General features: G+C 34.9%; 21 protein-coding genes. 16 read left to right on the forward strand and 5 right to left on the reverse strand.

Features of this window, described 5'->3' with window-relative positions; translation table 11 throughout:
• Positions 1-155 precede the first annotated feature (155 nt).
• The 3 genes from fadH to V7S50_RS01895 all read left to right on the forward strand — a co-directional run bounded on the left by fadH (position 156) and on the right by V7S50_RS01895 (position 3,064).
• The gene (gene fadH, locus V7S50_RS01885) at positions 156-920 is read left to right on the forward strand and encodes a 2,4-dienoyl-CoA reductase (protein WP_060632088.1); all 765 of its coding nucleotides are present in this window, start codon (positions 156-158) and stop codon (positions 918-920) included.
• A gap of 255 nt (positions 921-1,175) precedes the next feature.
• A complete protein-coding gene (locus V7S50_RS01890) occupies positions 1,176-2,393 on the forward strand; it encodes an EAL domain-containing protein (protein ID WP_000564300.1) in 1,218 nt (405 codons plus the stop codon).
• A gap of 182 nt (positions 2,394-2,575) precedes the next feature.
• Positions 2,576-3,064: a DUF3993 domain-containing protein gene (locus V7S50_RS01895; RefSeq protein WP_242252072.1), complete on the forward strand. Its 489-nt coding sequence runs from the start codon at positions 2,576-2,578 to the stop codon at positions 3,062-3,064.
• Between the two features lie 115 nt (positions 3,065-3,179).
• Here V7S50_RS01895 and V7S50_RS01900 read toward each other — a convergent pair whose 3' ends face one another.
• Positions 3,180-3,416: a glutaredoxin family protein gene (locus tag V7S50_RS01900; RefSeq protein ID WP_000717880.1), complete on the reverse strand. Its 237-nt coding sequence runs from the start codon at positions 3,414-3,416 to the stop codon at positions 3,180-3,182.
• A 234-nt stretch (positions 3,417-3,650) separates the two neighbouring features.
• On the opposite strand from V7S50_RS01900, the gene V7S50_RS01905 reads away from it, so the two are divergent.
• The 10 genes from V7S50_RS01905 to V7S50_RS01950 all read left to right on the forward strand — a co-directional run bounded on the left by V7S50_RS01905 (position 3,651) and on the right by V7S50_RS01950 (position 10,630).
• Complete coding sequence (locus tag V7S50_RS01905) at positions 3,651-3,887, forward strand: YkuJ family protein (protein WP_000055151.1); 237 nt, start codon at positions 3,651-3,653, stop codon at positions 3,885-3,887.
• A gap of 206 nt (positions 3,888-4,093) precedes the next feature.
• A complete protein-coding gene (locus tag V7S50_RS01910; RefSeq protein ID WP_063223140.1) occupies positions 4,094-4,243 on the forward strand; it encodes a hypothetical protein in 150 nt (49 codons plus the stop codon).
• 74 nt (positions 4,244-4,317) lie between these two features.
• Complete coding sequence (locus tag V7S50_RS01915; RefSeq protein WP_063223141.1) at positions 4,318-4,836, forward strand: ribonuclease H-like YkuK family protein; 519 nt, start codon at positions 4,318-4,320, stop codon at positions 4,834-4,836.
• 107 nt (positions 4,837-4,943) lie between these two features.
• Entirely contained in the window at positions 4,944-5,135 is a 192-nt protein-coding gene (gene abbA / locus V7S50_RS01920) for an antirepressor AbbA (RefSeq protein ID WP_063223142.1), read from the forward strand.
• A gap of 169 nt (positions 5,136-5,304) precedes the next feature.
• Entirely contained in the window at positions 5,305-5,748 is a 444-nt protein-coding gene (gene cbpB, locus V7S50_RS01925; RefSeq protein WP_063223143.1) for a cyclic-di-AMP-binding protein CbpB, read from the forward strand.
• A gap of 141 nt (positions 5,749-5,889) precedes the next feature.
• The gene (locus tag V7S50_RS01930) at positions 5,890-6,774 is read left to right on the forward strand and encodes a LysR family transcriptional regulator (RefSeq protein WP_242252070.1); all 885 of its coding nucleotides are present in this window, start codon (positions 5,890-5,892) and stop codon (positions 6,772-6,774) included.
• Between the two features lie 71 nt (positions 6,775-6,845).
• Positions 6,846-7,568, forward strand: coding sequence for a 2,3,4,5-tetrahydropyridine-2,6-dicarboxylate N-acetyltransferase (dapD, locus tag V7S50_RS01935; protein WP_060632086.1), 723 nt, complete (start codon positions 6,846-6,848; stop codon positions 7,566-7,568).
• A 61-nt stretch (positions 7,569-7,629) separates the two neighbouring features.
• The gene (locus tag V7S50_RS01940; protein ID WP_063223144.1) at positions 7,630-8,760 is read left to right on the forward strand and encodes an N-acetyldiaminopimelate deacetylase; all 1,131 of its coding nucleotides are present in this window, start codon (positions 7,630-7,632) and stop codon (positions 8,758-8,760) included.
• Between the two features lie 254 nt (positions 8,761-9,014).
• A complete protein-coding gene (locus V7S50_RS01945; RefSeq protein WP_063223145.1) occupies positions 9,015-9,881 on the forward strand; it encodes a hypothetical protein in 867 nt (288 codons plus the stop codon).
• An 83-nt stretch (positions 9,882-9,964) separates the two neighbouring features.
• The gene (locus tag V7S50_RS01950; protein ID WP_000504032.1) at positions 9,965-10,630 is read left to right on the forward strand and encodes a potassium channel family protein; all 666 of its coding nucleotides are present in this window, start codon (positions 9,965-9,967) and stop codon (positions 10,628-10,630) included.
• A gap of 38 nt (positions 10,631-10,668) precedes the next feature.
• Here the strand turns inward: V7S50_RS01950 and rnjA are convergent, their stop codons facing one another.
• Together rnjA and V7S50_RS01960 are read right to left on the reverse strand one after the other, a co-directional pair.
• Positions 10,669-12,336 carry a ribonuclease J1 gene (gene rnjA / locus V7S50_RS01955; RefSeq protein WP_060632083.1) on the reverse strand — a complete coding sequence of 556 codons (1,668 nt, stop codon included), beginning with the start codon at positions 12,334-12,336 and terminating at the stop codon, positions 10,669-10,671.
• Between the two features lie 4 nt (positions 12,337-12,340).
• On the reverse strand, positions 12,341-12,553 hold the full coding sequence (locus V7S50_RS01960) for a DNA-dependent RNA polymerase subunit epsilon (RefSeq protein ID WP_060632082.1): 213 nt from the start codon (positions 12,551-12,553) through the stop codon (positions 12,341-12,343).
• Positions 12,554-13,100: 547 nt separating this feature from the next.
• Between V7S50_RS01960 and V7S50_RS01965 the strand changes: the two genes are divergently transcribed.
• Positions 13,101-13,874, forward strand: coding sequence for a Cof-type HAD-IIB family hydrolase (locus V7S50_RS01965; protein WP_063223146.1), 774 nt, complete (start codon positions 13,101-13,103; stop codon positions 13,872-13,874).
• A gap of 59 nt (positions 13,875-13,933) precedes the next feature.
• Here V7S50_RS01965 and def read toward each other — a convergent pair whose 3' ends face one another.
• Positions 13,934-14,488 (reverse strand): peptide deformylase, encoded by a 555-nt coding sequence (gene def / locus V7S50_RS01970; protein WP_063223147.1) that lies wholly within the window; start codon positions 14,486-14,488, stop codon positions 13,934-13,936.
• 163 nt (positions 14,489-14,651) lie between these two features.
• On the reverse strand, positions 14,652-14,798 hold the full coding sequence (locus V7S50_RS01975) for a YjcZ family sporulation protein (RefSeq protein WP_000274562.1): 147 nt from the start codon (positions 14,796-14,798) through the stop codon (positions 14,652-14,654).
• 513 nt (positions 14,799-15,311) lie between these two features.
• On the opposite strand from V7S50_RS01975, the gene pdhA reads away from it, so the two are divergent.
• Positions 15,312-16,427 (forward strand): pyruvate dehydrogenase E1 component subunit alpha, encoded by a 1,116-nt coding sequence (gene pdhA / locus V7S50_RS01980; protein WP_000536893.1) that lies wholly within the window; start codon positions 15,312-15,314, stop codon positions 16,425-16,427.
• Between the two features lie 3 nt (positions 16,428-16,430).
• On the forward strand, positions 16,431-17,408 hold the full coding sequence (gene pdhB, locus V7S50_RS01985; protein ID WP_000068166.1) for a pyruvate dehydrogenase complex E1 component subunit beta: 978 nt from the start codon (positions 16,431-16,433) through the stop codon (positions 17,406-17,408).
• The last annotated feature ends 45 nt before the right edge of the window (positions 17,409-17,453 follow it).

The raw sequence follows: 17,453 nt of genomic DNA on the forward strand, positions 1-17,453 counted from the left end.
TATTTTAAATAATAAAAAAGTAGTATAGATTACGAAAAAAATGAATGAAAAGACACCTCTTTACGTTAAAATATCAGAAAAGTTTAAAAATATAAAGATTTCTATTAAATAAAATGATAAAATGAATGTGTATTCATTTTTTGGAGGGGATGTATGTGAAAGAAAAGGTAGTTATTATAACAGGTGGATCAAGCGGAATGGGAAAAGGAATGGCGACTCGCTTTGCAAAAGAAGGGGCACGAGTAGTTATTACAGGACGTACAAAGGAAAAACTAGAAGAAACAAAGTTGGAAATTGAACAATTTCCAGGACAAATATTACCTGTACAAATGGATGTAAGAAATACGGAAGATATTCAGAAAATGATTGAACAGATTGATGAGAAGTTTGGGCGAATTGATATTTTAATAAATAATGCAGCTGGAAACTTTATTTGTCCAGCAGAAGATTTATCCGTGAATGGCTGGAATTCGGTAATTAATATTGTGTTAAATGGTACATTTTACTGTAGCCAAGCTGTCGGGAAATATTGGATTGAAAAAGGTATAAAAGGGAATATCATTAACATGGTAGCAACATATGCATGGGATGCAGGTCCGGGAGTTATTCATTCGGCTGCAGCGAAGGCTGGAGTGTTAGCAATGACGAAGACGCTTGCTGTTGAGTGGGGACGTAAATATGGAATACGAGTTAACGCTATCGCGCCAGGACCAATTGAACGTACGGGTGGTGCTGATAAATTATGGATTTCAGAAGAAATGGCTAAGCGTACGATACAAAGTGTTCCGCTTGGAAGGCTGGGTACGCCAGAAGAAATCGCAGGTCTAGCTTATTATTTATGTTCAGATGAAGCTGCCTACATAAATGGAACTTGCATGACAATGGATGGAGGACAACATTTGCATCAATATCCATTTTAAAAGGGGTAAAAAAATGAATGTTTGATTCATTTTTTTACGGTTAAATGTGACGGAATTGTGACATATGAAAGAAAAGTATTTACAAGAGGCCATATGTACGTTATATTTAAGACCTCTTTTTTCTTCATAGTAGAATTGCTAATTCCCCTTAGCATTTTACCCCTCTAATCCCTTCAGGAAAACTGAAGGGATTTTTTATTATTTTTCCGTAAATATCATGTTATAATTTTTGAAAAGTAAAGGGAGGGAAGCACGTTGATAGATGCATTAGATGTAATGAGTAACTTGGATAAAGTCCTTCCTTATTATCAAGCTATTTTTAGTGCTGATGAGCATACTGTAATTGGATATGAAGTAGTAGGACGTATTCAAACAGAAGAGGGCATACAAAGTTTAGCTTCTTTCTTTCATGATGATTCTATTCCGAGTGAGTTTCAACTGGAAGCCGATAACATTATAGTAGAAAAAGCTTTAAATCGTTATTTAGAAAGTGATCAAAAATTATTATTATTTATACATCGGAATGCTAACGTATTAATGAACGATGATGATGAAAGTTTGCTTCAACTTTTATTGATGTATGAAGAGCAAGGTTTAAATTTGAAACACATTGTTTTAGAGATTACAGAACATGAATGCAAAGAAGATATAGAGCAATTTAATCATTTACTTATGTATTATCGTACATATGGTATTCAAATTTCGATTAATAAAGTCGGAACGGGTACAAGTAATTTAGAACGTATTAGCGTGTTAGCACCGGATATTTTAAAAGTAGATTTAACAAACTTAAGGCAAACTGCACTTTTACAATCTTATCAAGATATTTTATATTCTTTATCATTACTTGCTAGAAGAATTGGTGCGACATTGTTATATGAAGAAATAGATGCTTTTTATCAACTGCAATATGCTTGGAAAAACGGTGGTAGATACTATCAAGGGAATTATTTGAAAGAATGCTTGCCTGATTTTATTGAAACGAACGTTTTGAAAGAACGACTTGGTAATGAGTGTCATCAATTTATTCAACATGAGAAGAAGAAGTTACAAAAAATTTATAATTTAACAGAAATGTTACGCGATCGAATTGGTGATGTTCTAGCCAAACAGAAAAAGAATGAAGATATAAACGATTGGTTATTACAATTTAGCCAAAGTGTATCACAGTGTAGTTTTCGCATATTTATTTGTAACGAAGATGGTTTCCAACAATCAGGAAACGTTATGAAAAAAGATGGGGAATGGATTGTGATGCCTGAGTATTATATGAAGAACTGGAGTTGGCGTCCGTATTTTCTAGAAAATATTATGAAAATGCGTTTTGAGAATAAGGCAAGACTATCAGATTTATATGCTGATATTGAAACTGGTGAGATGGTACGAACATTTTCTTTCCCAATTGATGATGAAAACTTTTTATTTATAGATTTATCGTATGAATATTTATATGAAGAAGATGTTTTATTTTAATGCACGAAGAAATTCGTGCATTTTTTGTTTGTTTTTATCATAAATTGGAAATAGTGAAAATGGTGATGAAAATGCTGTCTATCGTTGTAAAGATTTTACGAACGAAACCAGCCCTGTCTGTGCATAATCATTGTTACAATGAATACTACAAAGACAAGTTTTCTTAAAAGGAAGGTGAGAAAATGAGGAAATATGGAATATGGTTAGTTCTATTTGTATGCATTGCCTTTCTAGTTGGTTATAGTGTTACAACTGTTTTAGGAAAAGAGGAAGTGAAGGTCGATCGGAAAGAAGTGTTTACAACGATACAAAATGGCTATGAAACCCAATTTTCAATTCGTGGGAAGCATTTGCCGATGAATAAGATGATAGAAACGTTATCACCGTATTTTACAGAGAATTTCCTTCAAGTATTTACAGATGAAAATAGTAGAAGTGATAAACAAAGTGGTGAATATTTACTTCCAGCAAAAGAAGCGCCGTTTTCTTTTAATTCAGAAACGAAAATGTCATATGATGAAGAGCATAAAATTTTATATGTATATGAGCGGGCGAAAAGTGGACAATATCAAATTGTAACATTGCAAAGAGATCAAGGGAAATGGAAATTGGCCGGATATCATGAGAGCCAAGAACTTTTAACTGAAATAAAAAGATTACAACAATTATAAAGTGAAACTTTAATCAGTGGGGTTCATCTCCCGCTGATTATTATCCCGCCTCAATCGGGTGTTTATTTTCCGAAAATAGCGGGATAAGAATAGGAATAGGTCTTTACACCTATTCCTATTCTATATTGAGTAGCTGTTGTAATTTTTCAATTTGAAAACCAGCAACAACTTCGCCATCAATTACAACTGTTGGAGTTGAATAAGAATCATAGTCATATAAAAGACGATTGCGTGCAGCGGCGTCTTTTTTTACGTCAAATTCTTCATATACAACATTATTATGCTTTAAAAATTCTTTCACAATGACACATGGCGGACAATCAGGTTGTGTGTAAACCTCAATTTTTTTCATTGTAATTCCTCCTTTTTTCTGTTTTTTATTATATTCTTCCAGTATAAAAATCGCAATAAAGAAGGGAAAAGATGTTCTTTTTGTTTTTTTCCTTTGTATTTCGACAAATTTTTAGTTGAGTTTCTGGCCAATAACCTTTATCCTAGAGTGTGGAACATTTTTTCTGTTATGACGGATAGAATGAGTATAGCTGTAAAACCTATTGTTAGGAAGATCAGAGAAAGGAGAGATTTCATGTCTCTACTCCAAGGAATTTTAACTCGACTTGTTAGTCTACAAGAACAAGCTGAAAGCGGTGAAGTAGCACAACGCTATTTTGAAGTGAACGGTGAGCGCAAATGTAGCGTGAAATTTTTCGATAAAAGTGAAATGTATGAGTTAGAAGTGTATCAACAAGGTGAAAAACCTCAAGTGTATCAATTCGATAATATCGACATGGTTGCAATTGAGATTTACGATATCATTTCTTGATACATATAAAAAAGGTGTTGCCATATGGCAGCACCTTTTTTAGTTCTATTACTTTTTAGTATATATGTATAGGGATTTTTAATTTTTCCTACAATGGTAATAAAGTGAAATTGTAATCAGTGGAGAATCTTCGTCCTATAATGTTTATTAGCCATCACTAATGGGATAGTAAATAGAGGGATGAAAATAATGAGGAGGTGTGCTGTATGGAACGTTTACCAGTGGTGATTTGTCCTAATTGTCACAATTCTACTGAGATTATTCATGTATTAACGGCTCAATCTAATCAAAATGTAATTTATACATGCCAGGTTTGCCATTATGTAATTCGGAATATTGAAACGAATAAAGGGTAGGAAGTTATAATTTTTGTTTTTGTCCCATACAATGAGAATACGAAAAGTCTGTCTAATTGAAAGGACGTGACTATGTGGCCGGGGAACATAAATTTTATAATGTTTCAGAGAGACATTTAAATTTTGATATGGTCTTTACCCGTATTTGTAATTTCATTGAAAAGGATCCACGAAATTTATATCGCTTATCCATTGGGACAGACTCACAAGCACATCAAAAGGATACGAGGTTTATTACGGCAATTCATATTCATCGCGTTGGAAAAGGAGCTTGGGGGTGCTTACACCATAAATCAGTAAAAGATAAGCCAGCAACTTTACGTGAGAAAATATATTTAGAGACGCAATTTAGTCAAGAAATCGCATGTCTATTTACTCCAAACCATATACAAACAATATGGGATTTATTGCATCCATATGCGCAAGATGGTGCTGGATTTATAATGGAAATTCACTTGGATATCGGAAATGATGGTTTAACAAAAGAATTTATTCTAGATATGACAACGAAAATTCAAGCGATGGGATTAACTGCAAAAATTAAGCCGGATGCTTACGCGGCATTTAGTTATGCAAATCGATATACGAAATAAAAACAATTTTTATATATCTTTCAATAAAAACTGAATATTACATCTATTAAATAGGCTGGAAATTTTATATAATAAGAGTAACGATGCGAGTATAAGGAGAGGGGTATATGAAAAGGGAATTTGTTTTAACTGAAGAAGAGGAAAGTTTGTTACTAGATATTTTATTTCAGCAAAATTATGCGAGTGAAATTTTATCTGTGGAACTTACAGATATTGAGAATGGTTTAAAAAAGACAGATGTGATGCAATATAAAAAAATCACAAGGTTATTTTACAGATTAAAAAATAAAGGGTATTAAGCGCTACCGAAATGGTAGTCTTTTTTTTGTGTTGTATGCTAAAATAGCTGTGTAATTTTGTTTTTATTGAAATAATGTAAGGACAAAATAATAATATGAAAACGCTGTCATAAAATATGGATAGAGCCGGTGATTATAAGCAGGAAAAAGGAAAAATGGGGGATGTAACATGATTAGTATTCCGAAAGACGAGTTTCAACAAATTTTTGTGAAAGATTTAATCATTTCATCAGAAAAAGTAGCACATGTCCAAATAGGGAATGGTTTAGAGCATGCGTTACTCGTACTTGTGAAATCTGGATATTCGGCGATACCTGTTTTGGACCCGATGTATAAATTGCACGGATTAATTAGTACTGCTATGATTTTAGACGGTATGTTAGGGCTAGAACGCATTGAGTTTGAAAGACTTGAAGAAATGAAAGTAGAACAGGTGATGAAGGAAGACATTCCGGTACTTAAGTTAGAAGATTCGTTTGCAAAAGCTTTAGAAATGACAATTGATCATCCTTTTATTTGCGCTGTCAACGAAGAGGGGTATTTTGAGGGAATTTTAACACGTCGAGCTATTTTAAAATTGTTGAATAAAAAAGTAAGGCAACATAATCGATAATGTGAGAAAAGTGACTTCATAGAAACTGAGAAGTCACTTTTTTTCGTGCATATCAGTTGTGTATGTATTATATTTAAAAAGATAAAAAATATAAGAGTATGTAGTTAAATTAAGGATGAAAAGCTTATTGAGATAAGGTGTATGGAAGCTAAGGAAAGAGGGAGAAAGTTGCAAATTGATGATTTTCAAATGATGGTTGTGTTAGCTCAGGAATCAAATATGAGAAAAGCGGCGGAACGTTTATTTGTTTCACAACCTGCGCTTAGTCAACGATTACAATCTATGGAGAAACAATGGGGAATGAAGTTTTTTATTCGCTCGCAAAAAGGATTGACAATTACACCTGAAGGGGAAAAAGTCGCAAATTATGCAAAAGAAATGTTACAAAAGGAAGAGGATATTAAAAGTGAGCTAGCTGTTTTTAGAACAGAAACTCACGGAACGTTAAAAATAGCTGTTGCATCAGTTATTGGTCAATATTGGCTTCCTCCTGTTTTGAAGAAGTTTGTGCATAAATATCCTTCTGTGAAAATATCGCTGTTTACTGGCTGGAGTAGTGAAGTGCAAAAGCAATTTTATGAAGGAGACGTTCATGTTGCTATATTGAGAGGAACACAAGAATATAAAGGTCAGAAGCAACAATTATTTGAAGATGAACTTTATTTAGTGGATAAAGAAATAAAAGATATTTCGATGTTAAAAGAAACAAATAGACCATTTATTCAATTTAAAAGTGATTCGACTTATTATGGACAAATACAAAATTGGTGGTATGGTTTATTTTCTAATCCACCTAAGAGAACAATTGTCGTTGATCAAATTGAGACGTGCAAACAACTCGTTTTAAATGGTATAGGTTATGCCCTTTTACCCTCTACTGTTTTAAAAGAGGTACAGGAAAATATGTATAAAACACCTGTTCAATTAACGAGAGAAACATGGTTATTGACGAGTGAATCAGCTAGACAATTAAAGCAAGTACAAGCATTTTTAGAAATTATAGAAGAAATTCAAATGGAAAAATAGGATTATTATCTTGCTACTCGCTCTATCGTTTGGTAGAGTAACATTATAAATGGATTTAGGAGGCAACAAGAATGAAAATGATGGACGCTAACGAAATTATTTCGTTTATACAAAAAAGTGAAAAGAAAACTCCTGTAAAGGTATACATAAAAGGGGATTTAAAAGAAGTAACATTCCCTGAAACGGTACAAGCATTTGTAAATAAAAAGTCTGGTGTATTATTTGGAGAATGGTCTGAAATTAAGACAATTCTTGATGAAAATAGCAAGAACATCGTTGATTACGTTGTTGAAAATGACCGTCGTAATTCTGCAATTCCAATGCTTGATTTAAAAGGTATTAAAGCTCGTATTGAGCCAGGCGCGATTATTCGTGACCACGTTGAAATCGGCGACAACGCTGTTATTATGATGAATGCAACAATTAATATCGGTGCTGTAATTGGTGAAGGTTCTATGATTGACATGAACGCGGTACTTGGTGGACGTGCAACTGTTGGTAAGAACTGTCACGTAGGTGCAGGTGCAGTACTTGCAGGTGTTATTGAGCCACCTTCAGCAAAACCAGTTATCGTTGAAGACGATGTTGTAATTGGTGCTAACGTAGTTGTGTTAGAGGGAGTTACAGTAGGTAAAGGTGCAGTTGTAGCAGCAGGAGCTGTTGTAACAGAAGATGTACCTCCATATACAGTTGTTGCGGGTACTCCAGCACGCGTAATTAAAGAGATTGATGAGAAGACAAAAGCAAAAACTGAAATTAAACAAGAGCTTCGTCAATTAAACCCAGAGAAATAAAAACAAAAAAGCGTAAGAGCATAAAAAGGCTCTTACGCTTTTTATAGATAGAGGTGCAAAAATGGCAGTAAGCAAATTCATTCAAATTCGTAGAGACCTACACAAAATACCGGAAATTGGATTTAAAGAGTGGAAAACACAACAGTATATTTTAGATTACATAGGAACGCTTTCGAATGAAAATGTGGAAGTGAAAGTATGGAAAACGGGTGTCATTGTTAAAGTAAATGGAAAAAATCCAGAAAAAATTATAGGTTATCGAGCAGATATAGACGGTTTGCCAATTACAGAAGAAACTGGATATGAATTTGCTTCTATTCATGAAGGAATGATGCATGCATGTGGACACGATCTGCATACAACAATCGGTTTAGGCCTTCTGACAGCAGCTGTAACAGAAAGAATAGATGATGACCTTGTGTTTCTATTCCAACCAGCTGAAGAAGGACCAGGAGGGGCTCTTCCTATGTTAGAGAGTGAAGAGTTAAAAGAATGGAAGCCGAATATCATCCTTGGTCTCCATATTGCACCTGAATACGCTGTAGGAACAATTGCCACAAAAGAGGGGCTATTATTTGCGAATACATCTGAGTTATATGTTGATTTAAAAGGGAAAGGTGGACATGCAGCCTACCCGCATACTGCAAATGATATGATTGTTGCAGCAAGTCACCTTGTTACACAACTTCAATCCGTTATTAGTCGTAATGTGAATCCTCTTGATAGTGCAGTGATTACAATCGGAAAAATAACAGGCGGTACAGTTCAAAATATCATAGCAGAAAAATCTCGGTTAGAAGGAACGATCCGAACGTTATCAGTGGAATCAATGAGTCGTGTTAAAAGTAGGATTGAGGCGATTGTTGCAGGTATAGAAGCTTCTTTCCAATGTGAAGCGGTTATTGATTACGGAGCAATGTATCATCAAGTATATAACCATGAAGCATTAACGAGAGAGTTTATGCAATTTGTAAGTGAACAAACTGATATGAATGTAATTACATGTACTGAGGCAATGACAGGTGAAGATTTTGGTTATATGCTTCAAGAGATTCCTGGATTTATGTTTTGGCTTGGGGTAAATTCAGAATATGGTTTACACCACGCAAAATTAAAACCAGATGAAGAGGCAATTGAGAAAGCTATTGTATTTTTAGATCAATATGTGAAGTGGAAAGGAACTAGAAAGTGAACTTGCTCACTAACTTTGCAAAAATTTAAAGTGGGTACGTGTTAGTTTCAAGGCGAAAACATCTTTCATATTTGCTTCGCATAGACATCGGCATACAAATGGATAAAATAATGAGCAGTGGTTTTGAGCCGCTGCTCATTATTCATTATCGCTTATTGAGAAGATGATTAGTTAACTAGCTTATATATGTTTACATTTCGTGTGGAAAATGTGTAAAATCAAGGTGAAACATAGAAAAAAGGGTGGGGAATTACGTGCAAATTAGCAGTGCAATGTTGTGTTTCGTCTTATATGCGTATGTTATTATTGCGGCGGTGTATTTTGGGATAAGTTTTTATGCCTACCGTTTAGTAGATAATCATGAATATGACGAAACATATAAATGGGTGAAGAGATATTTATCACCTGTATTAGAAATTATGAATGGATTTGTTCTCTTTTTATTTATTGGATTAATTGCTTTCTCAACGAGCTTAGTAGGGAATAAAACGACATTATTTGTACTAGGTATCATTATTTTTATGTTGTTAGGAATACGGATCGGTAACACGGTATTTTGGAATGAAAGAAAAGTAGATGGTTGGACGGGAATGCTAATACCGTGTATGCTAGCTGCTATCGTGACGAATATAGAACATGAATATTATCAGTTGCATTTTTGGCTCATAATTGTTTTAACAATTTTCTCTGTTTTGTATATAAGTACTGTCGTGCTAACATACATTGCAAATGAAAAGGGAGATGTAAAAGGTACGCAATTTTTTAGAGGGCGTGCATTGTTATGGAGTGTGCCAACGATGGCTGTTATAGGAATTATTGCAATATTAGTGAATGGATATCAATTTACTAATTGGCAACTGTTTTTAGAAAGTTGGTGGATTTTCATCATTTCGTTTATTGCTTTTTTAGGCGCAACGCATTATTTATTCCATCAACATCATTATATATTGGCATTGCTATTCGCATTTATACAACTATTGTTTGCTTTCTTCGGACAAGAAACGTTATTATTCGTTTTTGAAACATTTAGTTCATTTGGAAACATATTTGTATTTGGAATGTTAATTTTCAGTATCGCATTTTATTTACAACAGTATTTTTATATGCAAAAACAAAAATAAGCATGATATACAGGTTTTTGTAGCAAATATAAAGTATGTTACAATAAAAATACATAGTATTCGATGTTATTGGAGGAATTCCTGTGGGTGAAAAAGAGAAAGAATTTGCTGTCATTGGGCTTGGACGTTTTGGTGGAAGTATTTGCCGGGAACTCGCTCAATTAGGTATGGAAGTAATGGCAATTGATTCAGATGAGGATAAAATTAATGAGTTTGCAAATATAGCTTCGCATGCTGTAATTGCAGATTCAACAGATGAGATGGTATTAAAAAGTCTTGGTATTCGTAATTTTGATCATGTAGTCGTTGCTATTGGAGATAATTTAAATTCAAGTATTTTAACAACGTTAATTCTGAAAGAGTTAGGGGTAAAAAATATTACTGTAAAAGCTCAGAATGATTATCATGAAAAAGTTTTGAGTAAAATAGGTGCAGATCACATTGTGCATCCAGAGCGTGATATGGGAAAAAGGATTGCTAATAATATTGCATCAAGTAATGTATTAGACTATCTTGAGCTTTCAGATGAGCATAGTATTGTAGAGATTATTGCAAATAAAAAAATTGATGGTCATTCTTTAATCGAATTAGATATTCGTGCGAAGTTTGGATTGAATATTGTAGCAATTAAACGTGGTAAAGAAGTTATTGTATCTCCTCGAGCTACGGAAAATATTCAAGCGGGAGATATATTAATTGTAATTGGTCATGATGATGAAGTGGATCGTTTTAAACACTTTTTAAGATAAGAGAAAAGGACAATACCATGAAGGTATTGTCCTTTTTCTTATATTTCCATAATGATTGGTAAAATCATTGGGCGACGCTTCGTTTTTTCGTATAGGAATGGTGCTAATGTATCTGTAATTTCATTTTTAATTTCAGACCACTGTGTTGTTTTGCGTTCCATTACTTTTTCTAAATGAGTTGTAATTAATGTTTGAGCATCGTTAATTAAATCACTACTTTCGCGCATATAAACGAAACCACGTGAGATAATATCAGGTCCTGCTGCAACTTTAAACTCTTTCATATCAATGCTTACAACTACAATAACAAGTCCTTCTTCAGAAAGAATACGACGATCGCGTAATACGATATTACCGATATCTCCAATACCATTTCCGTCAATATAGACAGATCCAGATGGTATTTTACCAGCTACACTTGCTTCATCAGAACGCAAGGCAAGAACATCTCCATTATCCATGATGAAACAGTTTTCTTCTGGAATACCACAATCATTTGCTAACTTCATATGCATACGTTGCATACGATATTCACCATGAATTGGCATGAAATACTTCGGTTTAATTAGACGAAGCATTAGCTTTTGTTCTTCTTGTCCGCCATGTCCACTCGTATGAATGTTTGACAGTTTTCCGTGGATTACATCGGCACCAGCACGATACAACATGTTAATTGTACGGCTTACGCTAATTGTATTACCAGGGATTGGTGAAGAAGAGAAAACAACTGTGTCGCCAGGAATGATTTGAATTTGACGATGAGTACCATTAGCAATACGTGAAAGTGCTGCCATTGGTTCGCCTTGACTACCTGTACATAAAATAACAACTTTATTAGCTGGTAGGCGGTTTAGTTGGGAAGTATCTATGAATGTATCTTTTGGACAGCGAATATAACCGAGGTTTTGTCCAATTTCAATCGCTGCTTCCATACTTCGACCAAATACAGCCACTTTACGATTATTTTCAACTGCTGCTTCAACAACTTGTTGTAGACGATGGATATTTGATGCAAAGGTTGCGAAGATAATACGTCCTTCTACTTTGCGGAAAATATCTTGAATACTCTCACCAACACGGCGCTCAGACATTGTAAAGTTTGGAACTTCACTGTTTGTACTGTCAGATAAGAGACAAAGTACACCGTCTTTTCCAATTTCAGCCATTTTTGTTAAGTCCGCTGGTTCACCAACTGGAGTGAAATCAAATTTGAAATCGCCAGTATGAACCACTTGTCCTTGAGGTGTTTTCACAACAACTCCGTATGAATCTGGGATACTGTGAGTTGTACGGAAGAAGGAAACAGATGTCTTTTTAAATTTAATAACATCATCTTCTTGAATTTCATAAAGTTTTGCTTTACGAAGTAATCCGTGCTCTTCTAATTTGTTTTTGATTAGTGCAATTGCTAATTTTCCGCCATAAATCGGAATGTTCACTTGACGTAATAGGTAAGGAATTCCACCAATATGATCTTCGTGACCATGTGTAATGAATAATCCTTTAATTTTATCTTCGTTTCGCACAAAATAAGTGTAATCTGGTATTACATAATCGATTCCGAGGAGTTCGTCTTCTGGAAACTTAATTCCAGCGTCAATTATAATAATTTCATCTTGAAATTGAACAGCATATGTATTTTTACCGATTTCACCAAGTCCACCTAAAGCAAAAACGGCAGCCTGATCATTCTTTAGAAATTTCATATGACTATACGATTTCCGCTAATATTAAATCAGCGTTTTGTTTTTCATATTCAAGATGATTACCAGTAACAGACTGAACAAACTCAATATTATATGCGAACTTATTTAATTTTTTACGAACATCCTTTTGAGACGTAGCCTCTAAGTATAAAACTTTTGTATTTTCACGTACTGGAACCTCAGTTAATTTTTCTTGATAAAATACTTTAAAAATCATTTGGAAAACCTCTCCTTGTCTATGTTTTGCATTATCTGTTACTTATTATAAAGCAAACAGTCACGATTTTCATGTTTTTTCGAATGAGAATGAAGAAAAAGCCCGAAATGGGCACAATTTAAGCGATTGTCTTTTTACGGACTAGATCATTTAAATAACGCTTGAGCTTTTTCTTCAGCTTCTTCAGCATGATTACTCCTTCCTTTCCTTATTTTAAACATGCATATTACTAGTGAAAACTCCGTCTCTGATATAAGAAAGAGGACAAAAGTGAATGTTGAATCTTGTCCTTCCTCATACAGGGAAAGTTATTCTATAGTAACGATTAGTAGCCGTTAGTTATAGGTATAGTATGAGAAAGAATAGAAAAGAAAATTCATACGAACAAGTATCCACATTTTTTACTAATATATATATGCAGGTTTCGTAAATAAGGTCAGAAAGTGAACGCTTTCTTCACAGATGTTTAATATGTTATACTTTTTTTTAGCATTTGAAAAGCGATAATCAAAATAGGAATATAGAGTAACAGAAAGGATTTTGAAAAATGAATGATAAAATTGTCTTTTTTGATATTGATGGAACATTATTAGATCATGATAAAAAAATTCCGCAATCTACACGAGATGCAGTAAGACATTTACAAGAAAAAGGTGTGCATGTAGCAATTGCGACAGGACGTGCGCCATTTATGTTTGAAGATATTCGTAAGGAACTTAATATACATAATTATGTTAGTTTTAATGGACAATACGTTGTATTTGAGGATGAGGTAGTATTTAATAATCCGTTACATCCGGCTGCCCTGCATAAGTTTACTCAGTTTGCAAAACAAGAAGGATATCCACTTGTATATCTTGATCATCAAGAAATGAGAGCGTCAGTAGAATATCATGATTATGTGAAAGAAGGTTTTGGGAGTTTAAACTTTGAACATCCGGCATATGAACCTGATTTTTATGAGGAGCGTAATATTTATCAAACTCTGCTTTTCTGTGAAGTCAATGAAGAGGAAAAGTTTATTAATGAGTACCCGGACTTTCATTTTATTCGCTGGCATGCGTATTCAATGGATATCATTCCAAATGGTGGATCTAAGGCAAAAGGGATTGAGAAATTCATTGAGAAGTTAGGGTTTAACCGTGACCAAGTGTATGCATTTGGAGATGGCTTAAATGATTTAGAAATGATTGAAGCAGTTGGGACAGGTATTGTCATGGGGAATGGTCATGAGGACTTAAAAAAACTGGCAAATCACGTGACAAAAGATGTTAGTGAAGACGGCATATATCATGGATTAAAATGGGCTGGATTGTTATAAATAAATATGAAACCCATTTCATATAAAAAAAGGCGGAAGATTAACTCCGCCTTTTTTTATTATCGCTCCAGAGGTTTTGAATCGTCAGGAGCAGCAAATGGATTTTCTTTATTAATGTGGTCATAGAACATAACACCGTTTAAATGGTCAATTTCATGCTGGAATACGATTGCTGGTAAACCTTTTAAACGTAATTTTACTTCTTCACCGCTGATAGATGTTGCTTTCACTGTAATTCTTGTATAACGAGGGACATAACCAGGTACTTCACGGTCTACAGATAGACAGCCTTCACCACTTTGTAAATATGTACGTTCAACAGAATGACTAATGATTTTTGGGTTGAATAATGCATGACTATATAACGTACCGTCCGTATCTGTTACATGAACCGCAATCATTTTCTTTGAAATACCGATTTGTGGAGCTGCTAATCCGATTCCAGGGCGTAAACTATATTTTTCAGCCATTTCAGGATCTTGGCTATTTATTACAAATTCAATCATTTCTTTAAGTGTATTTGAATCTTCTTCGCTCGCTGGCATTACTACCTCTTCTGCAACGTTTCGCAAAATAGGATCTCCTTCGCGAATTACATCTTTCATTGTAAGCATATGTAATCTCTCCTTTCCCCCTTAGTCTACCAAAGGAGATGGAAAAAGTCATCGGCAAGTAAGGGGAAGCGCTTTGGAAAGCGTTCTACTATAGAATATGTATGTAATAAAAAGAAAAGACGGCAAAGCCGTCTGTTTCTTTCCATAGTTGTTTCGTTTTACATTAGCGAATGCAAGCAGCACCAACGATAATTAAAAGAATAAACAACACAACAATTAAGGCGAAGCCGCGTCCAGACCCGCCACAAGAACCGCCATAACCGTAGGAAGGATATGAACAAGTTGGATAGCAATAAGAGTATCCGTACATGAGATGACCTCCTTTATCATTTCCCGCTAATACTGCGGTTACTATAATGTATGGAGGGAAAGGGAGAAATGTATGGGTAATTACCTATAAAAGGAAGAAGAGTTTGTATATTTTTGTTAAGAAGAGAGAAAAACTAAAGAGAATTAAATCGTTTACATATTATTCTAAGAGAAAAAACAAGTTAAAAAGGGAATAATATAACAGTAGGTCAATGCTTACTAATACAGATGTGAAAAATAAAAACACGTTTGTGTAGAAGAAACCTGCAGATTATTTATAAAAAAACGTATTCAAAGTAATTGACATCGTAATTAGAATAGTTGTAAACTAAAAAACGTGATCAAGATTGTATTAATATGTTTCTGAAAAAACATTAGTACAGATTGTTAGGTACACAAAATTATTCTCAACCGACAAATAAATTTGTTGGTTTACATTGTTGCGTTTTCAGTCTAGCTAATAGATAGTGAAAGCGTTTCAGAATATGGTTCAAGAGAGGAAGAGGTGAACGGAATGGGTACTAAAACAAAAAAGACCCTATTTAATGTTGATGAGCAAATGAAAGCTATCGCAGCTCAATTTGAAACATTACAAATTTTAAATGAAAAAGGCGAAGTTGTGAATGAAGCAGCTATGCCTGAATTATCTGATGATCAATTAAAAGAATTAATGCGCCGTATGGTGTATACTCGCGTACTAGATCAACGTTCTATTTCTTTAAACCGTCAAGGACGTTTAGGTTTCTACGCACCAACAGCTGGACAAGAGGCTTCTCAATTAGCAAGTCATTTCGCACTTGAAGCAGAAGATTTCATCTTACCAGGATATCGTGATGTGCCACAATTAGTATGGCACGGTTTACCATTATACCAAGCATTCTTATTCTCTCGTGGACATTTCATGGGTAACCAAATGCCTGAGAACGTAAATGCACTTGCTCCACAAATCATTATCGGTGCGCAAATCATCCAAACTGCTGGTGTTGCGTTAGGTATGAAACTACGTGGTAAAAAATCTGTTGCAATTACTTACACTGGTGACGGTGGTGCTTCACAAGGTGACTTCTACGAAGGTATGAACTTTGCGGGTGCATTCAAAGCTCCAGCAATCTTCGTTGTACAAAACAACCGTTATGCAATCTCTACTCCAGTAGAAAAGCAATCTGCAGCTAAAACTGTAGCTCAAAAAGCAGTAGCAGCAGGTATTTACGGAATTCAAGTAGATGGTATGGATCCATTAGCTGTATACGCAGCAACTGCTTTCGCTCGTGAGCGCGCAGTAAATGGTGAAGGTCCTACTTTAATCGAGACTTTAACATTCCGTTACGGTCCACATACAATGGCTGGTGATGACCCAACTCGTTACCGTACAAAAGATATCGAAAACGAATGGGAACAAAAAGATCCAATCGTACGTTTCCGTGCTTTCTTAGAAAACAAAGGCCTATGGTCTCAAGAAGTTGAAGAGAAAGTAATCGAAGAAGCGAAAGAAGATATCAAACAAGCAATCGCTAAGGCTGACCAAGCTCCAAAACAAAAAGTTACTGATTTAATGGAAATCATGTACGAAAAAATGCCTTACAACTTAGCTGAACAATATGAAATTTACAAAGAAAAGGAGTCGAAGTAAGCCATGGCTCAAATGACAATGATTCAAGCAATCACTGATGCTTTACGCGTTGAAATGAAAAATGATCCTAACGTACTTGTGTTTGGTGAAGACGTTGGTGTAAACGGCGGTGTATTCCGTGCTACTGAAGGTTTACAAGCTGAATTCGGTGAAGATCGTGTAATGGATACTCCACTTGCAGAGTCTGGTATTGGTGGACTTGCAGTTGGACTTGCACTTGAAGGATTCCGTCCAGTTCCAGAAATCCAATTCTTCGGTTTCGTTTATGAAGTAATGGATTCAATTTCTGGTCAATTAGCTCGTATGCGTTACCGTTCTGGTGGACGTTGGACTGCTCCAGTAACAGTTCGTTCTCCATTCGGTGGCGGCGTTCATACTCCTGAACTACATGCTGATAGCTTAGAAGGATTAGTGGCTCAACAACCTGGTCTAAAAGTTGTTATTCCATCAACTCCATACGATGCAAAAGGTCTTTTAATCTCTGCGATTCGTGACAACGATCCAGTTATCTACTTAGAGCATATGAAATTGTACCGTTCATTCCGTCAAGATGTACCAGAAGGCGAATACACAATTGATTTAGGCAAAGCTGATATCAAACGTGAAGGTACAGATGTATCTGTTATCGCTTACGGTGCTATGGTTCACGCTGCATTAAAAGCTGCTGAAGAACTTGAAAAAGAAGGTATCTCTTTAGAGGTTGTTGACTTACGTACAGTTCAACCATTAGATATCGAAACAATCATCGCTTCTGTTGAAAAAACAGGCCGCGTAGTTGTAGTTCAAGAAGCACAAAAACAAGCTGGTATTGCAGCTAACGTTGTAGCGGAAATTAACGACCGTGCAATCTTAAACTTAGAAGCTCCAGTTGTACGTGTTGCAGCTGCTGATACAGTATTCCCATTCTCTCAAGCTGAGAGTGTATGGTTACCAAACCATAAAGATATTGTTGAAGCTGTTAACAAAGTAATGAACTTCTAATTTTTAGCTTTTCATGTGCAAAAGAAATCAGCACATGCTGGTTTC

The sequence above is a fragment of the Bacillus sp. CCNWLW194 genome (assembly GCF_037120585.1).
Lineage (GTDB): Bacteria > Bacillota > Bacilli > Bacillales > Bacillaceae_G > Bacillus_A > Bacillus_A basilensis.